Source organism: Pseudoalteromonas ulvae UL12, assembly GCF_014925405.1.
Lineage (GTDB): Bacteria > Pseudomonadota > Gammaproteobacteria > Enterobacterales > Alteromonadaceae > Pseudoalteromonas > Pseudoalteromonas ulvae.
Map to the genome: position 1 here is coordinate 594,148 of NZ_AQHJ01000023.1, position 23,813 is coordinate 617,960.

21 protein-coding genes are annotated in these 23,813 nt (G+C 41.9%); 10 read left to right on the forward strand and 11 right to left on the reverse strand.

Annotation, left to right across the window (positions count from 1 at the left end; all coding sequences use genetic code 11):
* Positions 1-79: 79 nt before the first annotated feature.
* The 6 genes from lpdA to ampD form a co-directional block, all read right to left on the reverse strand.
* The gene (gene lpdA / locus PULV_RS06215; RefSeq protein WP_086742412.1) at positions 80-1,507 is read right to left on the reverse strand and encodes a dihydrolipoyl dehydrogenase; all 1,428 of its coding nucleotides are present in this window, start codon (positions 1,505-1,507) and stop codon (positions 80-82) included.
* A 174-nt stretch (positions 1,508-1,681) separates the two neighbouring features.
* The gene (aceF, locus tag PULV_RS06220) at positions 1,682-3,574 is read right to left on the reverse strand and encodes a pyruvate dehydrogenase complex dihydrolipoyllysine-residue acetyltransferase (RefSeq protein ID WP_193331181.1); all 1,893 of its coding nucleotides are present in this window, start codon (positions 3,572-3,574) and stop codon (positions 1,682-1,684) included.
* A gap of 11 nt (positions 3,575-3,585) precedes the next feature.
* Entirely contained in the window at positions 3,586-6,252 is a 2,667-nt protein-coding gene (gene aceE, locus PULV_RS06225) for a pyruvate dehydrogenase (acetyl-transferring), homodimeric type (RefSeq protein ID WP_193331182.1), read from the reverse strand.
* A gap of 71 nt (positions 6,253-6,323) precedes the next feature.
* Positions 6,324-7,073: a pyruvate dehydrogenase complex transcriptional repressor PdhR gene (gene pdhR, locus PULV_RS06230; RefSeq protein ID WP_193331183.1), complete on the reverse strand. Its 750-nt coding sequence runs from the start codon at positions 7,071-7,073 to the stop codon at positions 6,324-6,326.
* Between the two features lie 306 nt (positions 7,074-7,379).
* The gene (gene ampE, locus PULV_RS06235) at positions 7,380-8,222 is read right to left on the reverse strand and encodes a beta-lactamase regulator AmpE (RefSeq protein ID WP_193331184.1); all 843 of its coding nucleotides are present in this window, start codon (positions 8,220-8,222) and stop codon (positions 7,380-7,382) included.
* Positions 8,223-8,274: 52 nt separating this feature from the next.
* On the reverse strand, positions 8,275-8,814 hold the full coding sequence (ampD, locus tag PULV_RS06240; protein WP_193331185.1) for a 1,6-anhydro-N-acetylmuramyl-L-alanine amidase AmpD: 540 nt from the start codon (positions 8,812-8,814) through the stop codon (positions 8,275-8,277).
* Positions 8,815-9,056: 242 nt separating this feature from the next.
* Here ampD and nadC point away from each other — a divergent pair, with 242 nt between their 5' ends.
* The 6 genes from nadC to coaE all read left to right on the forward strand — a co-directional run bounded on the left by nadC (position 9,057) and on the right by coaE (position 15,639).
* The gene (nadC, locus tag PULV_RS06245) at positions 9,057-9,944 is read left to right on the forward strand and encodes a carboxylating nicotinate-nucleotide diphosphorylase (protein WP_193331186.1); all 888 of its coding nucleotides are present in this window, start codon (positions 9,057-9,059) and stop codon (positions 9,942-9,944) included.
* Between the two features lie 471 nt (positions 9,945-10,415).
* Positions 10,416-10,841 carry a pilin gene (locus PULV_RS22110; protein WP_319608831.1) on the forward strand — a complete coding sequence of 142 codons (426 nt, stop codon included), beginning with the start codon at positions 10,416-10,418 and terminating at the stop codon, positions 10,839-10,841.
* Between the two features lie 101 nt (positions 10,842-10,942).
* Entirely contained in the window at positions 10,943-12,646 is a 1,704-nt protein-coding gene (pilB, locus tag PULV_RS06255; RefSeq protein WP_193331187.1) for a type IV-A pilus assembly ATPase PilB, read from the forward strand.
* A 70-nt stretch (positions 12,647-12,716) separates the two neighbouring features.
* Positions 12,717-13,955, forward strand: a complete 1,239-nt coding sequence (locus PULV_RS06260; RefSeq protein WP_193331188.1) for a type II secretion system F family protein — start codon at positions 12,717-12,719, stop codon at positions 13,953-13,955.
* 4 nt (positions 13,956-13,959) lie between these two features.
* Positions 13,960-14,859, forward strand: coding sequence for a prepilin peptidase (locus PULV_RS06265; RefSeq protein WP_193331189.1), 900 nt, complete (start codon positions 13,960-13,962; stop codon positions 14,857-14,859).
* A gap of 117 nt (positions 14,860-14,976) precedes the next feature.
* Positions 14,977-15,639 carry a dephospho-CoA kinase gene (gene coaE / locus PULV_RS06270; protein WP_193331190.1) on the forward strand — a complete coding sequence of 221 codons (663 nt, stop codon included), beginning with the start codon at positions 14,977-14,979 and terminating at the stop codon, positions 15,637-15,639.
* 164 nt (positions 15,640-15,803) lie between these two features.
* On the opposite strand, the gene PULV_RS06275 is transcribed toward coaE, so the two are convergent.
* The 4 genes from PULV_RS06275 to folB form a co-directional block, all read right to left on the reverse strand.
* The gene (locus PULV_RS06275) at positions 15,804-16,871 is read right to left on the reverse strand and encodes an IS110 family RNA-guided transposase (RefSeq protein ID WP_227009364.1); all 1,068 of its coding nucleotides are present in this window, start codon (positions 16,869-16,871) and stop codon (positions 15,804-15,806) included.
* Between the two features lie 619 nt (positions 16,872-17,490).
* Entirely contained in the window at positions 17,491-18,303 is an 813-nt protein-coding gene (locus PULV_RS06280; RefSeq protein WP_193331191.1) for an undecaprenyl-diphosphate phosphatase, read from the reverse strand.
* Entirely contained in the window at positions 18,300-18,788 is a 489-nt protein-coding gene (gene folK, locus PULV_RS06285) for a 2-amino-4-hydroxy-6-hydroxymethyldihydropteridine diphosphokinase (protein ID WP_193331192.1), read from the reverse strand. The genes PULV_RS06280 and folK overlap by 4 nt, the downstream gene beginning before the upstream one ends.
* The gene (gene folB, locus PULV_RS06290) at positions 18,789-19,145 is read right to left on the reverse strand and encodes a dihydroneopterin aldolase (RefSeq protein ID WP_193331193.1); all 357 of its coding nucleotides are present in this window, start codon (positions 19,143-19,145) and stop codon (positions 18,789-18,791) included. It lies immediately after the preceding gene.
* A gap of 125 nt (positions 19,146-19,270) precedes the next feature.
* Here folB and plsY point away from each other — a divergent pair, with 125 nt between their 5' ends.
* Positions 19,271-19,858: a glycerol-3-phosphate 1-O-acyltransferase PlsY gene (gene plsY, locus PULV_RS06295; RefSeq protein ID WP_086744546.1), complete on the forward strand. Its 588-nt coding sequence runs from the start codon at positions 19,271-19,273 to the stop codon at positions 19,856-19,858.
* A gap of 31 nt (positions 19,859-19,889) precedes the next feature.
* On the opposite strand, the gene tsaD is transcribed toward plsY, so the two are convergent.
* Positions 19,890-20,903, reverse strand: a complete 1,014-nt coding sequence (gene tsaD / locus PULV_RS06300) for a tRNA (adenosine(37)-N6)-threonylcarbamoyltransferase complex transferase subunit TsaD (protein ID WP_086744547.1) — start codon at positions 20,901-20,903, stop codon at positions 19,890-19,892.
* A gap of 240 nt (positions 20,904-21,143) precedes the next feature.
* On the opposite strand from tsaD, the gene rpsU reads away from it, so the two are divergent.
* The 3 genes from rpsU (at position 21,144) to dnaG (ending at position 23,700) form a co-directional block, all read left to right on the forward strand.
* Positions 21,144-21,359 carry a 30S ribosomal protein S21 gene (gene rpsU, locus PULV_RS06305; RefSeq protein ID WP_086744548.1) on the forward strand — a complete coding sequence of 72 codons (216 nt, stop codon included), beginning with the start codon at positions 21,144-21,146 and terminating at the stop codon, positions 21,357-21,359.
* 21 nt (positions 21,360-21,380) lie between these two features.
* A complete protein-coding gene (locus tag PULV_RS06310) occupies positions 21,381-21,827 on the forward strand; it encodes a GatB/YqeY domain-containing protein (RefSeq protein WP_193331194.1) in 447 nt (148 codons plus the stop codon).
* A 121-nt stretch (positions 21,828-21,948) separates the two neighbouring features.
* Positions 21,949-23,700, forward strand: a complete 1,752-nt coding sequence (gene dnaG, locus PULV_RS06315) for a DNA primase (RefSeq protein ID WP_193331195.1) — start codon at positions 21,949-21,951, stop codon at positions 23,698-23,700.
* Positions 23,701-23,813: the final 113 nt, after the last annotated feature.

Consider the following 23,813-nt stretch of genomic DNA (forward strand, 5'->3'; position numbering starts at 1 on the left):
ATAAAAAATGCCCACTCAAGGCGGGCATTTTATAACAACTGTATCAGAACAGTTAGCTTAAGATTATTTTAAATCTAGCTTATTTCTTTTTAACTGCTTTTTTGTTTGGTAAATCAGTGATTGAGCCTTCAAAAATCTCAGCCGCTAAACCAATTGACTCATTCAATGTTGGGTGAGCATGAATGGTTAACGCTAAGTCTTCACCGTCTGCGCCCATTTCAACTGCTAAGCCAATTTCACCTAGCATTTCACCCGCATTGATACCGATCATCGCACCACCAATAATACGACCTGAATCTTTATCGAAGATAAGCTTAGTTTGACCTTCAGTACGTGCTGATGCAATTGCACGACCAGATGCAGCCCAAGGGAATACTGCAGTTTCGATGCTTAAGCCTTGCTCTTTCGCTTCTTTTTCTGTCACACCAACCCATGCGATTTCAGGATCTGTATAAGCAATTGAAGGAATACACTTAGGATCAAAGAAATGCTTTTGACCTGAAATTACTTCAGCAGCAACATGACCTTCATGTACAGCTTTGTGCGCAAGCATTGGCTGACCCACTAAGTCACCAATCGCAAAAATATGATTCACGTTAGTACGTAATTGCTTATCAACATTGATGAAACCACGCTCATCAACGTTTACACCCGCTTTATCTGCATCAAGTAACTTACCGTTTGGCGTACGGCCAACAGCCACTAATACTTTGTCATAACGCACAGGTTCAGCTGGTGCATTTTTACCTTCGAACGTTACATATAAACCATCGTCTTTTGCATCAACAGCAACGACCTTAGTAGAAAGCATGACGTTGAACTTGTCTTTCACATAACGTTGGTAAATTTTGATCACGTCTTTATCTGCAGCAGGAACTAACTGATCAGCAAATTCAACCACATCAATTTGTGACCCTAGCGCACGATAAACAGTCCCCATCTCAAGACCGATGATACCACCGCCTAACACAAGTAGCTTTTCAGGCACATCTTTAAGCTCAAGTGCACCCGTTGAATCAATTACGCGATCATCTTGTGGAATAAAAGGTAAGTTAACTGGTTGAGAACCCGCAGCAATAATTGCATTATCGAATGTAATCGTGCTGGTTGTACCATCAGCCGCTTCAACAGCTAAAGTATTAGCACCGGTGAATTTACCGTAACCATAAACAGTTTTCACTTTACGCATTTTAGCCATACCAGCTAAACCACCAGTTAATTGACCAATTACAGACTCTTTCCAAGAACGGATTTTGTCTAGATCAATTTGCGGTGCGCCAAACGTCACACCGTGAGATGACATTTCAGCGGCATCATCAATAACTTTAGCAACATGAAGTAATGCTTTTGATGGGATACAACCCACATTCAAACATACACCACCTAACGTTTCGCGAGATTCTACTAGTGTTACTTCCAGACCCAAGTCAGCAGCACGGAAAGCTGCAGAATAACCACCAGGACCACCGCCTAGTACAACAACCTGAGTTTTGATTTCGTTGCTCATGCTATTACCTTATTATTTTCGAACGGGACACTGCCCTATTGTTTTGCCCTGCCATTTATCCTTTTACAAGTAACCCTGCAAGACAAGAACACACGACAGCGTTTAAATTTGGTCAAATTGTATCATTGGATACAAAATAAATCCTGTTTGTTTACACAAACAGGATTGGGTTTTTTACATTACTAACTGACGAATATCACTTAAGTAGTTAGCTAATGTCACAGTAAAGCGTGCTGCTAACGCACCGTCAATTACACGGTGGTCGTAAGAGCAGCTCAGTGGCACCATTAACTTTGGTTCAAACTCTTTACCGTTCCATTTAGGTTTAATCTCTGATTTAGAGACACCTAAAATCGCCACTTCAGGAGCATTTACGATAGGCGTGAAAGCCGTACCACCGATGCCACCTAGGCTTGAAATAGTAAAGCAGCCACCTTGCATATCTGCAGAGGTTAATTTACCTTCACGCGCTTTTTTCGAAATATCCATTAACTCGCGAGATAATTCGATAATGCCTTTTTTGTTCACATCTTTAAAGACTGGAACAACTAAGCCATTTGGCGTGTCAACCGCCACACCTATGTTGACATATTTCTTCAAAATCAAGCTTTCGCCATCTTCAGATAACGATGAATTGAACGTTGGAAATTCTTCAAGTGCTTTTGCAGCCGCTTTCATCACAAACACTAATGGCGTAATTTTCACGCCTAGTTTTTGTTTTTCAGCCACTGCATTTTGCTCTTTACGGAACACTTCAAGTGAAGTGATATCCGCTTCATCAAATTGGGTCACATGCGGGATTTGAACCCAGTTACGATGAAGGTTTGCACCAGATAACTTTTGAATACGAGAGAGTTTTTTCTCTTCGATTTCACCAAACTTAGCAAAATCAACTTTCGGCCAAGGAATTAGATTTAATTCTCCGCCGCCAGCATTGCCTTTATTTGCGCTCAACGCACCCGACTCAACTTGCTTAACAAGCTGTTTAACATAATTTTGTACATCGTCTTTCACCACTCGGCCTTTACGACCGGTGCCTTTAACGTTCGCAAGGTTAATACCAAATTCACGTGCTAAACGACGAATAACAGGCGATGCATGGGCATATGCACTATTTTCAGCAAACGATTCAGCTTTAGCTGCAGGCGTTGAAGCAGGTGCAGAAACAGGAGTAGATTGCGCTGCAGGAGCTGTCGGAGCAGCTACTGGCGCTGCTTGTGCTACAGGCGCACTGCCTGCCACTTCAAACACAAACACCAAGGAGCCAGTCCCAACTTTATCACCAACGGCTACTTTAATTTCTTTGACAGTACCAGCAAACGGCGCAGGCACTTCCATTGATGCTTTATCGCCTTCAACGTTTAAAATAGACTGATCTTCAGCAACCACATCGCCTACTGATACTAAAACTTCAGTGACTTCAACTTCATCACCGCCGATATCGGGAACATTCACGTCTTTATTCGCAGAAACAGAGGCAGCAGGTGCTGCTTGCACTGGCGCAGCAACCGCTGGTGCGACTGGTGCTGATGATCCAGCCACTTCAAAGATCATCACTAATTTACCAGTCGCTACTTTATCACCTGCGACAACTTTGATTTCTTTGACTGTACCTGCAAATGGCGCCGGCACTTCCATTGACGCTTTATCGCCTTCAACGTTTAAGATTGATTGATCTTCAGCAACAACATCGCCAACAGCCACTAAGATCTCAGTGACTTCAACTTCATCACCGCCAATATCAGGCACATGAACATCTTTTAATTCAGTAGCAGAGGCACTCACAGGTGCCGCTTCGCTAACTGGTGCTTCAACTTCAGCTGCAGGAGCTGCGCCTTCACCTTCAAAAACCATAATGAGGCTGCCAGTTTCAACACTGTCACCTACTGAGACTTTAATCTCTTTTACCACACCCGCTTGTGACGCCGGTACTTCCATTGAAGCTTTATCACCTTCAACAGTTAACAAAGACTGATCTTCAGCCACGGTATCACCAACACTGACTAAAATTTCAGTGACTTCAACTGCATCAGCACCAATGTCTGGTACATTAATTTCAATAGTCATCTTCAATCCTCTTAAGCGTACAGTGGGTTAAGTTTGTCTGTATCGATTTCAAACTTTTCAATTGCTTGAACGATCAGCGCTTTATCCACTTCACCACGTTTTGCTAATTCAGTTAATGCAGCCACAACAACATAACCCGCATTTACTTCAAAGTGACGTCGTAAGTTTTCGCGGCTATCAGAACGACCATAACCATCAGTACCTAATACTTTGTAGTTTGCTGATGGGATAAACGCACGAACTTGCTCTGCGTAGTTTTTCATGTAATCCGTTGCAGCAATTGTGGCTGAATCGTTTAACACTTCAGTGATGTAAGCATCACGCGCCTCGGCACCAGGGTTAAGCATATTGAAACGCTCAACATCTTGACCATCACGAGTTAATTCATTAAACGATGTCACAGAGTAAACATCTGAACCAATACCGTAGTCATCACTTAAAATTTGCGCAGCTTTGCGCACTTCATTCATGATAGTGCCAGAGCTTAGTAATTGAACTTTCGCTTTGCTACCTGCATAGTCTTCAAGCTTATAAATACCACGACGGATACCTTCTTCTGCGCCTTCAGGCATCGCAGGTTGATGATAATTTTCATTCATTACTGTGAGGTAGTAGTAAATATTTTCTTGGTTTTCACCGTACATACGACGAATACCATCTTGAATAATTACAGCTACTTCATAGCCATAAGTCGGATCGTAAGAAATACAGTTTGGAACCGTGTTTGCTAAAATATGGCTGTGACCATCTTCGTGTTGCAAACCTTCACCGTTTAAGGTTGTACGGCCAGCAGTTGCGCCAAGCAAGAAACCACGCGCTTGCTGATCGCCTGCCATCCATGCCATGTCACCCACACGCTGGAAACCAAACATAGAGTAGTAGATATAAAACGGGATCATCGGTAAATCGTTGGTGCTGTATGATGTTGCAGCAGCAACCCAAGACGACATAGCACCTAATTCATTAATCCCTTCTTGCAATACTTGACCTGAAGTGGCTTCTTTATAATAAGAAACGATATCGCGATCTTGTGGGGTATAATTTTGACCGTGCGGGTTATAAATACCAATTTGACGGAACAACCCTTCCATACCAAACGTACGCGCTTCATCGGCAATGATTGGTACAATGTTTTGGCCAATGTTTTTGTCTTTAAGCAATACATTTAAGGTACGAACAAACGACATTGTCGTAGATACTTCACGCTTTTGTTCTTCAAGTAACGGAGCAAATGCATCCACTTCAGGAAGTACTAAAGGTTGAGTGAAGTTAGCAATACGCTTTGGCGTGTAACCTTTTAACGCATTACGACGTGCATGTAAGTACTCATGCTCTTTTGAGCCTTCTTCAAGAGTCAAATAAGGCAAGTTAACCAGCTCATCATCAGACACTAAGTCTTGTAGACCAAGGCGAGAACGTAAATGCGCAACATGCGTCATGTCCATTTTCTTCACTTGGTGAGCAATGTTCTTACCCTCAGCCGCTTCACCCATGCCATAACCTTTTACAGTTTTAGCTAAGATAACCGTTGGACGACCTTTTGTATCTTGCGCCGCTTTAAACGCTGCATACAATTTAGATGGCTCATGACCACCGCGCTTAAGGGCAAAAATTTCATCATCCGTCATATCCGCAACCAATGCCGCAGTTTCAGGGTAACGACCAAAGAAATGCTCACGCACATACGCGCCATCTTTTGCTTTATAGGTTTGGTAATCACCATCGATGGTTTCATTCATCAACTGTAATAATTTACCTGTAGTGTCTTTCGCCAGTAGAATATCCCAACCTGAACCCCACACAACTTTAATGACATTCCAACCAGCGCCTTTAAACAGACCTTCTAGTTCTTGAATGATTTTACCATTCCCCATAACTGGTCCATCTAAACGCTGTAAGTTACAGTTGATGAGGTAACACAGGTTATCGAGCTTCTCACGGGCTGCAAACGAAATCGCACCACGTGATTCAGGCTCATCCATCTCGCCATCACCTAAAAAGGCGTAAACACGTTGGTCAGTGGTATTTTTTAAACCACGGCCATCTAAATACTTTAAGAAACGTGCTTGGTAAATCGATGCAATTGGGCCAAGACCCATAGAAACCGTAGGGAACTGCCAAAATTCAGGCATTAACTTTGGATGTGGATAAGACGACAAGCCATTGCCATCTACTTCTTGACGGAAGTTATCAAGTTGATCTGCACTTAAACGGCCTTCAACAAACGCGCGGGCATAAATTCCTGGCGAAATATGACCTTGGTAATAAACTAAATCACCACCATCAACATCGTTAGGCGCTTTGAAAAAGTGGTTAAAACACACTTCATAAAACGCTGCCGATGATTGGTAAGACGCCATATGGCCGCCAAGCTCAAGATCTTTTTTAGATGCACGCAATACAATCATGATTGCGTTCCAACGAATGATCGAGCGAATTCGACGCTCTAGATTCACATCACCAGGGTACGCTGGCTCTTGCTCAACTGGAATAGTATTGATGTAGTTTGTTGTTACACCGGTTGGCATATCAACACCGTCTAAACGGGCTTTTTCTAATACTTGCTCAAGTAAAAATTGAGCACGTTCTACACCTTCTTCACGCACAACAGACTCTAAAGCCTGTAACCACTCTTGTGTTTCTAGTGCGTCTACGTCAAATTTATTGACTTCAGACATATGGAGTTTTCCTTATGTTTAAAATACGAATTTAGCTTCAAATTTTCCCACAACATTAAACCCGATTTGGCTTAATTTTGTTGTGTGCGCCTTAAACTACGCTCAATTCTTGAATGTTCTCTACCGGCTTCTAATAACGCTTCTTCGATAAACGCCAAGTGAGCATTACTGGCAAGCCTTGCTTTATCAGGCTCACCATTAACCACTGCATCAAGCAACAATTTACGGTGCTCGGCTAGCTGCTTACGTACAGCTGGTTTTTCGAGTAATACCGTTAAATTTTGCACAATGTTTTGTTCTAACAACGCTTCCATGCCGCGCACTAAATGCAGTAACACCACATTATGTGACGCTTCAGCGATGCTAAAGTGAAAGCCATTTATCGCTTTTGCTTTAGCCTCTATATTGCCTTCTTCAGCCATAATTAAGTCAAAACTCGTTTGAATCTTGGCATAATCAGTGGTGGTACCACGCAATGCAGCATAATAAGCAGCAATACCTTCGAGTGCGTGGCGAAATTCAAGTAAATCAAACTGCGATTCAGGATGTTTACTGATCAATTCAAATAGAGGATCAGTCATCCCGCCTTCAAGCTGATTTTTAACGTAAGTACCGCCCCCTTGGCGACGGGTAACTAACCCCTTCGCTTCTAGCTTTTGAATAGCCTCACGTAATGACGGTCGAGACACATCAAATTGTTTAGCGAGCTCGCGCTCTGGAGGAAGTTTTTGCCCAGCCGCTAATGACCCTTCAAGAATCATATTTTCTAATTGCTCTAAAATTACATCGGATAATTTTGCTGCTTTGATCTTCAGAGACATAGAAAAAGGGTTACTCAAGTTATTGAAAAAGATTTAAAGGTAAATTGGTCATACCAAAATATTGGGCATAAATTAACAAAATCTACCGCCACTGTCAAAGCACGACTAATAAAGCAACAATTTAAGACAAAACAACGCGCAGTTAAAAAACACGTTAACCGACAATTATGAAAACTTTTCTACAAAATGAAAGAAATAAAGCTAAAAAGCAAAATGGTCAGACCAGAAAGCAAAAAGCCACAGTTTAATCTGTGGCTTTGATTGTTTGGCTAAAAAAAGCGCAGCATCTCAATGCAGTCGCAACCACTAAGAGACATTGCCAAATAATGTCAGTGCCGCAATGATGGCTAAAAAGAACAACACATTACGCTTGACCAATTTCACCATACACAGCGCTTCAACCGTACAACCAATATGCTGAGCCTCAACTTGCTCAGCAGCAAGCGCTGTTTCTGTGACCATTTTACGATTACTAATCGAAAAGTTAAGCACATGCTTGAGCCAGCACGAGGTTCCTTTATTAAAGTTACCGATAATTAAAAAACCAAAACTAGCAATTCGCGCCGGTAACCAATCAAGCCAAAATAATAATGCTTGCAGCATTTTTTTTTGTGGTCTAAGGCTTTCTGCTTTGCCTTCACGCACAGCATCAGCAAAACTACGCACCAATGCATAAAATACCGCACCCGCTGGACCGAGCGCTACAAACCAAAAAATCACCGCACAATAAAAACGAAAGTTAATCCAAGCTAACGTTTGCCCAAGGGTTTCGCCACCACGCTGATCTTCTGTGCGTTTTTGGCCAAGCTGCAACGCATATAAACTAGCCGCTTCGCTATCATTGCGCTGCATCGCATTTAAATACCCTTTATATTTTTCACGATAAAACACGCAGCCCAAACACACCAACAACACCACCACATTAACCAACATCTGCCACAGCACAAAATCAATAAAGCGCGCCGCACCCGCAACTAACAAAGCCGGTATAAGTAACCACAACAGCACAAAGATTGATTGTTTAAATAACCCACTGAATCCTCGTGACTTGTCTAAATAAATACTGGCATAAGTTTGCATTTGCCAATATTTACCGCGGGCATCTAAGCGCTCAATAATCAGCGCGATTAAAATCGAAATTAAGGTCATAACATTACCTAATTGAGCTATCTCGTTTGGTTAATCAAATAAAAGTATAAGGTTATAAAAGTGACAAAAAGTGTGGCCAATCAAAACTCTGACCCGGATCCGTTTTTCGCCCCGGCGCAATATGCTCATGCCCAGTGATCCGCGCTTTTGTCAGCTTAGGATACTGTTTTATCAATGACTTGGCTATAGCCGCCAATCCCAAATATTGGGCGTCGGTATAAGGGATAGTATCGGTGCCTTCGAGCTCAATCCCGACACTAAAATCATTACAATTACTGCGCCCCTCAAACATCGAGACTCCCGCATGCCAAGCGCGTTGATTAAACGGCACGTATTGAACAACTTGCCCATCACGGCGAATCAAACAATGCGCCGACACTTCAAGCCCTTTTAAATCAGCAAAACTCGGGTGCGCAGTGCAATTTAGGCAACCCAAAAACAAATCATCAATAAAAGGCCCACCAAACTGACCCGCAGGTAACGAAATATTGTGCACCACCAATAACGAGATTTCGTCATCTGGGCGCGTATTACAATGCGTTGATGGACAACGCGTCACCCCCTCTAACCAGCCTTGTTCAATTGCAAACATGCGCTTCCTTTTTTGTTTATTCGCTTTTGCCCTATTTTGCCTCTAGGGTTTCTTTTTATAAAGAGGTAAAATAAATCATATATCTGACAACACGCTAGCAAACGGGGTAGAAATACCTCATAAAAGCATTGGGTACTCAAGCGCAGCTAAACTCGCTCCTCTTGCAACTGAGTCAATACACTCAGTAAAACCAAGTGCCATATAAAGGTAACACCCAAGACTAGCCAATTGAGAGTCAACTTATGAACGTTTCACCCCAGTTAATTGAACAACTCGTCGCCCAAGCCCTAGCAGAAGATCTCAATGGGCAAACCGCAATCGACGGCGATATCACCGCAGCGCTGATTCCGGCCACCCAACAAGCCCACGCCAAAGTCATCACCCGCGAAGACGGCATCTTTTGCGGCGAAGCCCTAATAAAAGAAGTGTTTAAACAAGTCGACCCTAGCGTCAACCTCGAAATCAACAAACTCGATGGCGACATAATAAAGGCAAACGACACCTTATTTACCGCCAAAGGCAATGCCCGCGCCATTTTAACCGCCGAACGCACCGCCCTTAATTTTGTGCAAACCCTCTCGGGCACCGCCACCACCACCGCGCACTATGTCAAAGAGTTATCAGGCACCAGCACTCAGCTACTCGATACCCGTAAAACCATTCCTGGCTTACGCGCCCTGCAAAAATATGCCGTGGTCTGCGGCGGTGGTAAAAACCACCGCATTGGCTTGTTCGATGCATTTTTAATTAAAGAAAATCACATTGCTGCCTGTGGTGGCATCGCAACAGCCGTCGCAACCGCCAAAAGTAATCACCCCACTTTAAACGTCGAAGTCGAAGTCGAAAACCTTAACGAGCTTAACCAAGCACTCGACGCCGGTGCCGATATCATCATGCTCGATAACTTCACTGTTGTCGATATTAAACAAGCCGTACAATTAACCGAGCAACATAGCAATCAACAGCGTATTAACAATCAGCGCGCTAAGCTTGAAGTTTCTGGTAACATGACCATTGAAATATTACGCCAATATTCACAAGCGGGCGTCGACTACATTTCAAGTGGTGCAATTACCAAGCACGTAAAAGCCCTTGATTTATCAATGCGTTTTTTGAACGATCCAATTTAAAACAAACCTAAACTTTTTATGAAACATTTGCATAACGCTAATTGTCAGGGCTAACAAAATGTGTACAATGGCGAGAAAATCAAATTCATTACAACATTTGTAACGGATTTGTAATAAAAGATACTACCAAAATCACAAAACACCTGTTAGTATCTAGTAAGAATTAGCGAGTACAGGAAGTAGCAGCTAATATAAAAGGATGATTAAACAAGGATGAGATAGTCTATAACCACTGTTTAGTCGAGTGAGCAGGCCAAAATATACGCCTTTTTACCTACCGAACTTGGCAATAGCCTAAATCAAACATATTTAAATCATTTTTTTGTATTCAGTGTCGGGTGTTAGGAAAAATACTCCCACTGGCTTTCTCAATTGAGAAAACACACTATACTGAAAGATGTTAAATCGGGGCGTGAACATACTTTCCCCCCGGAAGTTAGCCCCAAATGTTACTCGTTAGGAGAGGTACATATGAAAAACATGAAACAACAAGCCCAAAAAGGCTTCACACTAATCGAATTAATGATCGTAGTTGCAATCATCGGTATTTTGGCTGCAGTTGCGTTGCCACAGTATCAAAGCTACACACGAGGTGCTACAGCTCAAACGGCAGCAACTGGTGCAAATGTTTATAAGTCAGCTATTGGCATTTGTGCACAAACCCAAGGCGGTATATTAACACCTTGTGATGCCGGTAATAACGGTGTTCCTGCTACAGATGGTATCGTTACTGCTGTAGTCGATGGAGTTGTTGATCTAACTCTAGGTGATGTTGATGGTGACGGAACTGATGATACAGTTCGTATGACTCCAACTCTTAATAATACCAATATAACTTGGGTAACAGCAACTCTTGCAGGTACAGACGCTTGTGCAGCAGGTTGGATTAAGTGCTAAAAGTTTTTTTTTAGTTTACTAAAAATTGCTTTTTATTACGGTTTTATTTTTGATAAAACCGTTTTTATTTTTAATGACACTGTTTTTTGCCAAGCATACTTATGAAATTGACATCGCCATTTATTAAAAAGCTTTCCAACCTCGGTCTATTGAATCTTAATAATCTTCAACAGAATAATGATAACTCCTCAACCTCTGTTTTCGAATTAATATGTAATCAATCAAATTTAACAGCTGCAGAGCTATCGACTAAGGCTGCACATCTATTTCAAGTGCCTGAATTAGATTTGAGTAATTTTGATATGAGGTTACTACCTGATGAAAAAGTGCTCAATGAAAAGTTAATCAAAAAACACAGCGTACTTCCCATTGCTATTAAAGGTAAAACCCTTTATCTCGCCTCCGCCGACCCTACTAACTTTGATGCCTTTGAAGACTACGAATTTAATACCGGCATGCAAACCGAAGTCGTAGTGGTCAATTACGAGCAACTCAACCTTGCCATTGAATCGTTATTTGATAAAACAGACGGACTTGAGCTCAGCGATGCACAAATGGCGGAGCTTGAAGGGGTCGAAAGCGAGCAAGAGACTTCGAATAAAAAATCCCTCTCGACCGATGTCAACAGCAAAGAAGATGATGCGCCAATTATTGTCTACATCAATAAAATATTGATGGACGCGATTAAAAAAGGCGCCTCTGACTTACATTTTGAGCCTTATGAGCATACCTATCGCATTCGCTTTAGGGTAGACGGGGTACTGCACGAAATAGCTACCCCACCGGTAGGGCTCGAAAGCCGCATCTCTGCACGCATAAAAGTCATGTCGCACATGGACTTGGCCGAAAAACGCAAACCCCAAGATGGCCGTATTAAGCTTAAAATTTCAAAAAAGAAAAGCATCGATTTTCGTGTCTCGACTTTACCGACCCTATGGGGCGAAAAAATCGTAATGCGGATACTCGACTCTTCCAGCGCCATGCTCGGCATTGATGTACTCGGCTACGATCCCAAACAAAAAGACCTCTACATGAATGCCCTAGCCCAGCCACAGGGTATGATTTTAGTCACTGGGCCGACTGGTTCAGGTAAAACCGTCTCGCTTTATACTGGCCTGAATATTCTGAATAAACCCGAGCGCAATATTTCTACCGCGGAAGATCCGGTCGAAATCAACTTAGCGGGTATTAACCAAGTACAAATCAATCCCCGCGCGGATATGACCTTTGCCAATGCGCTGCGGGCATTTTTACGTCAAGATCCCGATGTGGTGATGGTGGGGGAGATTCGAGATTTAGAGACTGCTGAAATCGCGATAAAAGCGGCGCAAACTGGTCACTTAGTGCTCTCCACCTTGCATACTAACTCAGCACCAGAAACCCTCACTCGTCTAATGAACATGGGAGTGCCATCTTATAATATCGCAAGCTCAGTGAGTTTAATTATTGCACAGCGCCTAGCTCGGCGTTTATGTAACCACTGTAAAACCCCTGAAGATGTCCCTACAGAGGAGCTATTAAAGCTCGGCTTTACAGAACAAGATTTACCTGAACTCACTTTGTTTAAAGCTGTCGGTTGTGAGCACTGCACTGAAGGTTATAAAGGCCGCGTGGGTATTTACGAAGTAATGCCGATTACCCCGAGTATTGCACAAATTATTATGCGCGGCGGTAACTCCCTTGAAATTGCCGAAGTCGCAACCAATGAGGGAGTGAATAACCTGCGCCGCTCAGGCCTGATAAAAGCCGCCACGGGCATGACCTCAATCATTGAAATCAACCGCGTTACTAGCTATCAACATTAAAAGCGTGTTTAATACACGCTACAATACGATAATAAAAATAAAGACAGTATAAACGGCTAAGGATTGTACCATGGCAAAAAAAACAGCTACCAGTAAAGCACTCGATACCTATACTTGGGTCGGGGTGAATAGTCGTGGTAAAAAACTTGAAGGCGAAATGAATGGCGCTAGCATTGCATTAGTAAAAGCCCAATTACGTAAACAAAGCATCATCCCCTCTAAAGTAAAAAAGAAAGCTAAACCACTATTAGGTATGTCTTCTGACCCTAAGATTACCGCTAAAGATATTAGTGTACTGACCCGGCAAATCGCCACTATGCTAATGGCTGGCGTGCCACTGATTCAAGCAATAGATATGATCGGGTCAGGTTCTGAAAATAAAAGTTTACAAAAATTAGTAACGAAAATAGGTGATGAGGTTAAAGCGGGTAACCCGTTTTCAGATGCGCTACGTAAACACCCACTATATTTTGATGATCTCTATTGCGATTTAGTTGAATCCGGTGAACAATCAGGTGCCCTAGACGCAATTTTTGACCGCGTTGCCACCTATAAAGAAAAGTCAGAAGCGCTCAAATCAAAAATTAAAAAAGCCATGATTTACCCCATAGCCGTACTCTCTATTGCCTTAGTGGTGACTTCTATCTTATTAATATTTGTCGTGCCACAATTTGAATCTGTCTTCTCAGGCTTTGGTGCAGAACTACCCGCATTTACTCTATTTGTTGTTGGTATCTCTGAATTTATGCAAAATTATTGGTGGTTAGTATTTGGTGGCATGGCGGCGGCGTTTTTTGCCTTTAGACAAGCCCATCGCGGCAGTAAAAATGTCCGTGACAATACCGATCGTGCAATTTTAAAACTACCTATCATAGGTAAAATTCTCGATAAAGCGGCAGTGGCCCGTTATGCCCGAACGCTTTCGACTACTTTTGCGGCCGGTGTACCGCTGGTTGATGCCCTTGACTCAGCTGCTGGAGCCTCAGGCAATGCGGTATATCGTGAGGCAATTATTGAAATTAAAGCTGAAGTCAGCTCAGGTAATCAAATGAACTTCGCGATGCGCAACTCGAATATTTTCCCTGATATGGTGGTGCAAATGGTTGCTATTGGTGAAGAATCAGGTTCACTCGATGACATGCTGGCAAAAGTCGCCACCATTTACGAGCAAGAAGTGGATGATGCCGTCGATGGTCTGTCAACCTTACTTGAACCTATGATTATGGCAATATTAGGCGTGCTTGTGGGTGGTTTGATTATTGCCATGTACTTACCGATATTCCAACTGGGTGCGATTGTTGGTGGTTAATACTATGCTTACAGAGTTACTTAACCTTTACCAACAGCAAACTTGGTTTTTTTACTTAACGGTGGCCTTAGTATCGTTAGCTGTGGGCAGTTTTTTAAATGTAGTGATTTATCGTTTGCCAGTAATGATGCAAAACGAGTGGCAATCTGAATGCCGATTACTACTCAAAGATGAGCTCACTGCCAGCTCGCAACAAACAGGTTCAACAAACAATACAGTAACCTTTAATTTAGCCGTTCCGGCATCGACTTGCCCTAAATGCCAGAGCAAAATCAAAGCATGGCAAAATATTCCAGTACTGAGTTGGTTATTACTCAAAGGGAAATGCGCCAACTGTAAAGCGCCCATCTCAATTCGTTACCCAAGTATTGAACTACTGACGATGCTTGCAAGTGTCGCTGTCGCTGCAGTGTTTGGCGCAACTGCCACAACCGTTCTCTATGTTGCGATGACCTGGGTGCTGATTGCACTGATCTTCATTGATATTGACCACATGTTGTTGCCCGACCAGCTCACCTTGCCGTTACTTTGGTTGGCATTACTGGCGTCAGTATTTGCTTTAACCATTGAGCCAACACAAGCGATTATTGGCGCAGCACTAGGTTATTTGTGTTTTTGGTCAGTGTATTGGCTGTTTAAACTAGCTACAGGTAAAGAAGGCATGGGCTACGGCGACTTTAAACTGATGGCCGTATTTGGCGCTTTGCTCGGCTGGCAAGCACTGCCGATGATTATATTATTATCAAGTTTAGTCGGCGCACTTATTGGCATAACTTTGCTCAGCATTCAAGGTAAAGACAAAGCCACACCTATCCCGTTTGGCCCGTACATTGCCATAGCAGGTTGGATTGCAATGTTATGGGGTGAACAAATTAACCAAGCGTATTTGTCGCATTTACTTTAGCCTTAAAAAAACGATTGTTCATACTAGGCTGAGCCAGCATCATTGCCACTCAGCCTGATATTTATAAATCACTACTCATCTTTTAAACCTAAATGCAAACTAAATAAGCGCCCAATTATGGTTCAACACTATCCCCCAGTACTTTTAAACAAACCTGTGATAGGCCTCACTGGAGGGATTGGTTCAGGTAAAACAGCTATCGCCAATATGTTCGCAAAGCAGGGCATAGAATTAGTCGATGCAGATATTATTGCCCGTGACGTGGTCGCAGTGGGAAGCCCTGCACTAAAAGCTATTAGCCAGCACTTTGGCACTGATATTTTACTCTCCAATGGCGAACTTAACCGCGCTAAATTGCGCGAGCAAATATTTACTCACCCTGTTGATAAAACATGGCTAAATAATTTATTGCACCCGTTAATTCGAGAAAAAATTCATCAAGATCTAAACGCTGCTACCAGCCAGTACGTGATTCTGGTGGCTCCTTTATTATTTGAAAATCAACTAGACCAAATCTGTACCCGCACTGTCTTAATTGATGCCCCTGAATCATTGCAAATCAGCCGTACCAGTGCACGCGATAACGTCTCTACAGCACAAATCGAGGCCATTATTGCAGCGCAAATGTCACGCTCTGAAAAACAAAAAAAAGCCGATGATATTATTGATAATTCAAAAGACCTACCTTTTGCGCAGCAGCAAGTGAGCCAATTACACCAAGAGTACTTAGGGGCTTATATGGACTCCCCGTTAATGTCAAAAAGAAAAAGTTTAAAATAAGTTAGATGCTCGCTTATATACAGGCTCAAATTGAGGTGCTACCTCTGGCCTCTGATGTTTTCGCACCTTCATGACTTTTCTGTTGAGCAGTTTTATAAACTTCAGCCCCTAACAGTCTCTTGAAGGTCGGTCTTACCTATTTTAATACGCTCTTTTTGACAAATCTAAGCCACAAGTAATTGTGGCTGATACTCTGCATCATGCTTTAGCAACGCAAAAGCAGTTCTTACTGTTTTATTCGCCAACGCTATCGCGGCTATTTTTTTACCTCGACGAACGGTTAATTCTCTTAACCAGATATCTTTTTGGCTACGGCTTTCTCTTTTTTCTAGTTGGCAAACAACAGCTAATGCACCTTTATACAAAGCGCTGCGCAGCTTCTTGTTTCCTATCACTTTCGATATTGAGCCTATTTTCTCCTTACCACCACTACTATGTTGTACTGGCGTTAAGCCTAAACAGGCAGCAGCTTCCCGACCATTTTTGAAATGTGTGGTGTTACCTAAAGCTATTTTCATTAAAATAGCACAGACGGGACCCACACCTTCTAATGCTTGTAAACGAGTGCAGATTGGGTCTTGTTTAACGATTTCTCGTAACTTTTCTTCAATCAGTTTAACTTCTTCTATTGTTCCAATAAAACGCCTAAAAGTCAGTTGTATTGAAAAGCGAAAGCGATGTGTTAAATCATTTTCTGCATCTTCAAGTATCTCAGGAATGGCTTGTATTAACTGAGCATCACCTTGAGCAATAGCATGCCCCAATTCAAGTAATAAAGCGCGGAGCTGATTACTTAAGTTGACTTTTTGCTTAACTAATAAATCCCGCATGCATTCTATTCCTTGTAGACATTGCTCTTGCACTGAAAGTAAACGACTTTCTTTTATATGAGGCTGGCGAGCCGCAACACTTATTGCCAATGCATCGTTCGCATCTGTCTTCTGGCCTTGCCTAAACGCTTTCACCTGTCGGGCATTGATAGCTTTCACATAATGACCTACTTGTTTGGCAAAGCGTGCCCAATAATGTGTACTGCTACATGATTCCATAGCAACTAAAGATTTTTTCTCTTTAATTAGTAATCCTTTGAGTTTAGCTCTGGAGATTGCTTTGTTATAAATAACCTGACCGTTCTTATCTGTCTTACAAACCTGAAATAAATTTTTTGCTAAATCAATTGCTATCACATTACAATCAAACATGTATGGGCTACTTGGTAAAAGTTTTGTCACTTATTACGCTACTCCCGAGGGAGGTGGGAGTCCATACATCTGTTGATCTTTCGTGGTTAAATTTTGTTCGATATAAAAGCGTTTTTATCACGGCGAGTAGTGTGTAGCCTAGTCATTCTAAGCAAATACTGCTCAACAAAGAGAAATACGCTTTTAGCCGAACCCTTCGGGCAGCGTTTGTTGGGTATTTCTACTGCGTTATCGCTTTTGTGGTATAGCTCGCTACACCACAAAAGCGATGCCTTGTAAAAATACCCAACAATTCGCTGTAAAAATCATCACGAAAGATCAACTGCCCCTAATTAAACTGAACATTTATGCTGGCATACAATTTCAGCGCCATAGCTTCATACCTTTTTCATGTATGTATTAACAAAAAAATTTTCACTTCGATTATTTTTCATCACAGAAGAAGATATCGTCGAAGTAAAAACTTAACTCATTGTTAAAAATAAAAAAGATCCCTATAAACAAGGTACAAAATTTAAAGATCACGGCTGGCAACAAAAAACCGCCCCCATTTGGGAGCGGTTTTGATTATGACTCAATTTCATTCTTGATAAGATTAAAGATCACGATTTAGCCCATCCATCTCTCACTCAAGCTGAAATTTATTATGTTAAACGGCTGAAAAATACAAAAAGCCAAATAAACCAACCCCAAGGATCAAACGATAAATCACAAAAGGTAACATTCCCATGCGTTCGATCACTTTCAAAAAGAAATAAATACAAATATAAGCGGAGATAAAGGACAGCACAGAGCCCAATACAATCGCATTCCAATCAATAAGCTCCTCGCCCGTTGAGAGCTTATAAATATAATAAGAACCCGCCGCTGCAATCACAGGGATAGACATTAAGAATGAAAATCGTGCCGCACTTTGTTTATTTAACCCGAGTAATAAACCAACCGTCATCGTGATGCCTGAGCGAGAGGTACCAGGGAACACCATCGCCACCACTTGAGAAAGACCAATTAACAGCGCACTGACCCAATTGAGCTGATAAATCGATTTCATTTGTTTACCTTTGGCATCGGCATACCAAAGCAGCAATCCAAATACGATAGTGGTAGTCGCGATAATCCACGCATTGCGAGAGTAACTTTCCACAAAGTCTTTAAAAAAGTAACCAATAACCAGCGCAGGAATCGTGGCAAGAATAATCCACCATCCTAGTTTGCTGTCATCCGTTTTACCTTGTTCGCCAAATGATTTAAACCACGCGCCTAAAATATCAGCCACTTCTTTACGAAAATAAATAATTACAGCCACTAAAGTGCCGACATGTACGGCGACATCAAACGCAGTGCCTTGATCTTGCCATCCTAAAATCTGCGAAGGCAAAATTAAGTGAGCAGAGCTCGATATAGGTAAAAACTCGGTTAACCCTTGCACTAGCGCCAACACAATGATTTCAATAATACTCATACTACTGGTAACTCCACTTTCCATAGTTTTTGTTGTGTTTTATCGTATGCTTGCCAAATGTCCGCTATACGTTGCTTTACAACAGGGTGAATAAATTCGGGGGCCACTTCTGCTAACGGCCATAATACAAAGGCGTTTTTAATGATTTCATCTCGGGGTAATTGAGCTGGGGAAGAACAAATCACATCGTCATAAAAAAGCAAATCAAGGTCGAGGGTTCGTGGGCTAAACTTTTTATCGTTGTCTGTCCGGCCATGATCACGTTCGATTTGTTTTAGCAACCTGCATACTTCGTCTAACGACAACTCAGTGGTTGCGCCAATCACAGAGTTATAAAAGTTATTGCCACTAAAACCAATAGACTCACTTTCGAAGACGGACGAGTAAACTAACTCATTAAAATGCTCACTAAGCACTGCGTTTGCTGAGCGAATATAATGCGCTTTATTAATATTTGAGCCCAAGCTTATAAAAATAGAGGTCATTTAAGCAGGCCTAAACCGAGTGATTTCAACTCCAACTGTTTGCGCAGCTTTTACCGCAGCGGGTTTACTCACACGGATCATCACCTGTTGGACATTAAACTCAGTTAAAATAATAGCTGCCAGCTGCTCTACCAAGGTTTCAAGTAACTCAACAGGCTTGGCTGTGGTATGTGCGATAATTCGCTCACTCACTAGTGCATAATCAACAGCGTCGTTAATATCATCAGACAGCGCAGCAACGCGAATATCTGTCAGCATCTCAACATCAAAAAATAAATCCTGTTTACTTTCTTTTTCAAAATCGTAGACACCAATGATAGTGTTTACTTGCAATTGCGATATAAATACTTTATCCATAGTAAAGATGCTCGAACTTGTGGCTGGTCGGATACCTAATTTTAAAAAAAACCAGTACCCTTCACCGGAATAATATCAGCGGCAGATAATAGCCCAATTTTGCTGATTAAAAAATAAGGATCACAGTGTTAACAGGTGTAATGCTCATTTTTGCCTATTTATTTGGCTCGATTTCCTCAGCAGTCTTAATTAGTCGTGTTTTATCTTTGCCTGATCCCAGAGAATTTGGTTCTAAAAACCCGGGAGCAACCAATGTATTGCGCCTAGGAGGGAAGCTTCCTGCCGCTTTAGTGCTTATGTTTGATATTTTAAAAGGCACGATCCCAGTTTGGGGGGCTTACTTTTTAAAAATAGAGCCGCTGATGCTTGGACTAATTGGGGTGGCGGCCTGTTTAGGCCACATATACCCAGTCTTTTTTCAATTTAAAGGTGGTAAAGCCGTTGCCACTGCATTTGGTACTTTATTGCCAATTGGGTTATCTCTTGCTGGCTTATTAATTGCGACTTGGCTTGCTATTGTGTGGTTAACTCGCTATTCATCCTTAGCGGCACTCATTACGGTCAGTCTTGCCCCATTTTATACTTGGTTGATTAAGCCACTTTATACAGTACCCGTTACCATGCTGGCCGTTTTAATTGTATTTCGCCATAGCGCTAACATTCTTCGCTTAATTAAAGGCACTGAGCCAAAAGTCGGACATAAAAAAAGCTAACCAATTGTTAGCTTTTTTATGTTACTACCTTTTAAAGAGGAGGTAGTTCTTCTATTGACCAGCGAGGTTTCACTTTAGTGTCTAAATCAGAAAACTGCCCAGCTTTAAAACGCTGCATACCAGCATAGGCAATCATAGCGCCGTTATCTGTACAAAACTCTGTTCTTGGATAAAACACCTCACCTTGCATACCTTGCATGATCTTAGCAAATTGCTCGCGTAAGTAACTATTTGCACTCACGCCACCGGCAATAACCAAGCGTTTAATTCCGGTTTGTTTTAATGCTCTTTTACACTTGATTGCCAGCGTATCGATAACGGCTGTTTGAAAAGCATGAGCTATATCGGCTTTAGTTTGTAAATCGTCGCCTTCTGAACGAATTGTATTAGCTGCAAACGTTTTTAAACCACTAAAGCTAAAATCTAGACCTGGGCGGTCAGTCATCGGCCTTGGGAAAATATACCGCTTCGGTGTGCCTTGTTCTGCTAATTTTGCCAACAAAGGGCCACCGGGGTAATCTAAACCTAATAATTTTGCCGTTTTATCAAACGCTTCACCGGCTGCATCATCAATTGATTCACCAAGAATTTCGTATTCACCAATTCCCGCGACTTTAACAAGCAGCGTATGACCACCCGAAACCAATAATGCGACAAATGGAAACTCAGGACGGTTTTCCTCAAGCATGGGCGCAAGCAAATGCCCTTCCATATGATGAACTGCAACCGCAGGAATTCCCCAACCAAATGAAAGTGCGCGGCCAATCGACGACCCAACAAGCAATGCACCGACTAAGCCTGGTCCTGCTGTGTAAGCGATAGCATCTATATCGGTTGCAGTACACCCGGCTTCATTCAAAGCAGCAGTAATCAAGGGTAAAGTTTTTCGCACGTGATCTCTTGAAGCTAACTCAGGCACCACCCCACCATAGTCAGCATGCAGCTTTACTTGGCTGTAAAGTTGATGCGCTAATAACCCTTGTTCATCATCATAAATTGCAATTCCTGTTTCATCACAAGATGATTCAATTCCTAAAATACGCATCAGTTAAACTCCCAAACACACCGATTTAATGCTTACACATGATTAAAATATGGTATTTTACGCACAGAATCGTAAAACAGAGCGCCAATTTTACTGACTTGGCGGAATTTTACTAGCTTTGTTATAATTATTCTTTACATTGCGGCTTGCTTCGGATTACAATGCCGCACCATTTTTGAACTAGACGGCCAATTGTTGGCCACATGAGTCAAACTCATTTAGTTAGTAGGTGATTTTTTAATGCCAGTAATCAAAGTAAGAGAAAACGAACCGTTTGACGTGGCTTTACGTCGTTTCAAGCGTTCATGTGAAAAAGCAGGTATCCTTTCTGAAGTTCGTAGCCGCGAATTTTATGAAAAGCCAACAGCAGAGCGTAAGCGTAAGAAAGCAGCGGCAGTAAAACGCCACATGAAAAAGCTTTCTCGCGATAACGCACGTCGCGTTAAACTTTACTAATTTAGTCAGGTCTTGTATTTAATGAGTCTATTGACACAATTAAAAGACGCACAAAAAGATGCAATGCGTGCCAAGGATAAAATTACTCTTGGTACTATTCGCATGGCATTAGCTGAAATCAAACAGCGCGAAATTGATAACCAAATAACATTAGATGAAGCAGCAATTACTTCAGTTATTGTTAAAATGGTTAAGCAACGTCGCGATGCTCACGACCAGTTTATAAACGCTGGCCGCGAAGATTTAGCACAAACTGAAGCAAGTGAAATCAGTGTACTTGAAGGCTTTTTACCAAAACCTTTAAGTGAAGAAGAAATTCTTCAGCTAATTGACAAAGCAATTTCAGATTGCGGTGCATCGGGAATGCAAGACATGGGTAAAGTTATGGGGTTAATCAAAAGCCAAGCTGAAGGTAAAGCCGACATCGGTAAAATCTCTGGCTTAATAAAGCAACGATTAAGCCCATAATAAAGTAGCGATACTGTTACTGAACCGAGCCTAGTGCTCGGTTTCTTCGTTTTAGCCTCTTGTAGATCCAAATTCCAAATTCCGTTATTCTTGCAACCAACTTCATTAGACTGAAACTTCTATGGCCGGAAAAATCCCACGTAGCTTTATTGATGACTTACTCGCACGAACAGATATTATCGATTTAATCGACGGTAAAGTCGGTCTGAAAAAAGCAGGTAAAGATTACCAAGCGTGCTGCCCTTTCCATAATGAAAAAAGCCCTTCTTTCACGGTTTCACAAGATAAACAGTTTTACCATTGTTTTGGTTGCGGCGCTCATGGCAATGCGATTTCATTTATGATGGATTATGAAAAGCTCGACTTTGTTGATGCCATCGAAGAACTCGCATCTATGTTGCATATGGAAGTTCCCCGCGAAAACACTCACGGCCAAAGCAACAAACCCCAAGTCAGTGCAGAACAAAAACGCTCTGATTACGATCTAATGATGCAAACAAGTCAATTTTACGAGCACCAACTCAAGCGCCATGATAATTCAAATGCTGTTATTGAATACTTAAAAGGGCGAGGACTTTCAGGTCAAACAGTTAAAAAGTTTATGATTGGCTACGCGCCAAGTGAATGGGATGGGTTGTGTAAACATTTAGGGCGCACGGTCGCTCAAAAAAAGCAACTTGTTGATTTAAAATTAGCAAGTGAAAAAACACCTGGGCGCCAGTTTGATTTCTTTCGTGATCGCCTTATGTTTCCGATTCGCGACAAACGCGGCAGAGTGATCGCCTTTGGGGGACGCATCTTACAAGGAGATAATGGCCCTAAGTATTTAAACTCACCCGAAACACGTATTTTTCACAAAGGTTTTGAGCTTTACGGCTTATATGAAGCCAAACAAGCCTTTAAAAAACTCACGCAAGTTATGGTTGTTGAAGGGTATATGGACGTTGTTGCTTTGTCTGAACAAGGAATCGAATATGCGGTTGCTGCACTAGGTACGGCAACAACGAGCGAACATATGCAAACCTTATTTCGAACCACAGATAAAGTCGTTTGTTGCTACGATGGCGATAGAGCGGGTAAAGATGCAGCATGGCGCGCGCTCGAAAATGCCTTACCTTATTTAAATAATGGCAAATCGCTACAATTCGTTTTTTTACCTGATGGCGAAGATCCCGATTCTTTAGTACAAAAAGAAGGCAAAGAACTCTTCGAACAACGCTTAGAACAGGCATCTGACTTTAGTAAAGTCTTGTTTGAGCGACTCAGTATTGATATCGATATTGCTACCGATGCAGGAAAAGCCAAGCTAATGAGCTTAGCGCTGCCGCTGATTGAGAAAGTCCCCAGTGACTTTTACCAAGAAAATTTGCTCGAGAAACTCGCGCGCTTGATTGGCAGAACCCGTGAACAACTTAATCAAAAACTCAATAATCCGCGCCAACAACAATCAGTGCAAAGTAAATTTAAAATGACTCCTATGCGCATTGCGATTGGTTTGTTGCTTCAGCACCCGAATTTAGCCAATACAATTCCTCACTCACCTGAATTAGTTGAGCTTAATTTACCTGGCTTGGCTTTATTTAAAAATCTACAAGCTCTTTGCTTAAAACACCCCCATATCAATACAGGGCAAATCTTAGAGTTACATCGAGATACACCAGAATTTAAAGCATTATCTCGCTTAGCTGGTTGGCAACATCAAATTGCAGAAGAGCAGTTGGCCATTTATTTTCAAAATACATTTAAATTTATTGAAGACCAGTGTTTAAATCATCGTCTTGAGACCTTATTAATAAAAGATAAAACACAAGGACTCAATAAAGAGGAGAGACTCGAATACTCCTTATTAACCCAAGCCTTAAAAGGCGCTTAAAATAACTAACAGCAACCGGTGAGCTAGCCAGAAAAAATACTTCGTGTTATAATGCTCTATTCATCGCGTCGCATTTGAACTAATTTCCGAGCTGACGCCTGCAGTGTCAACTT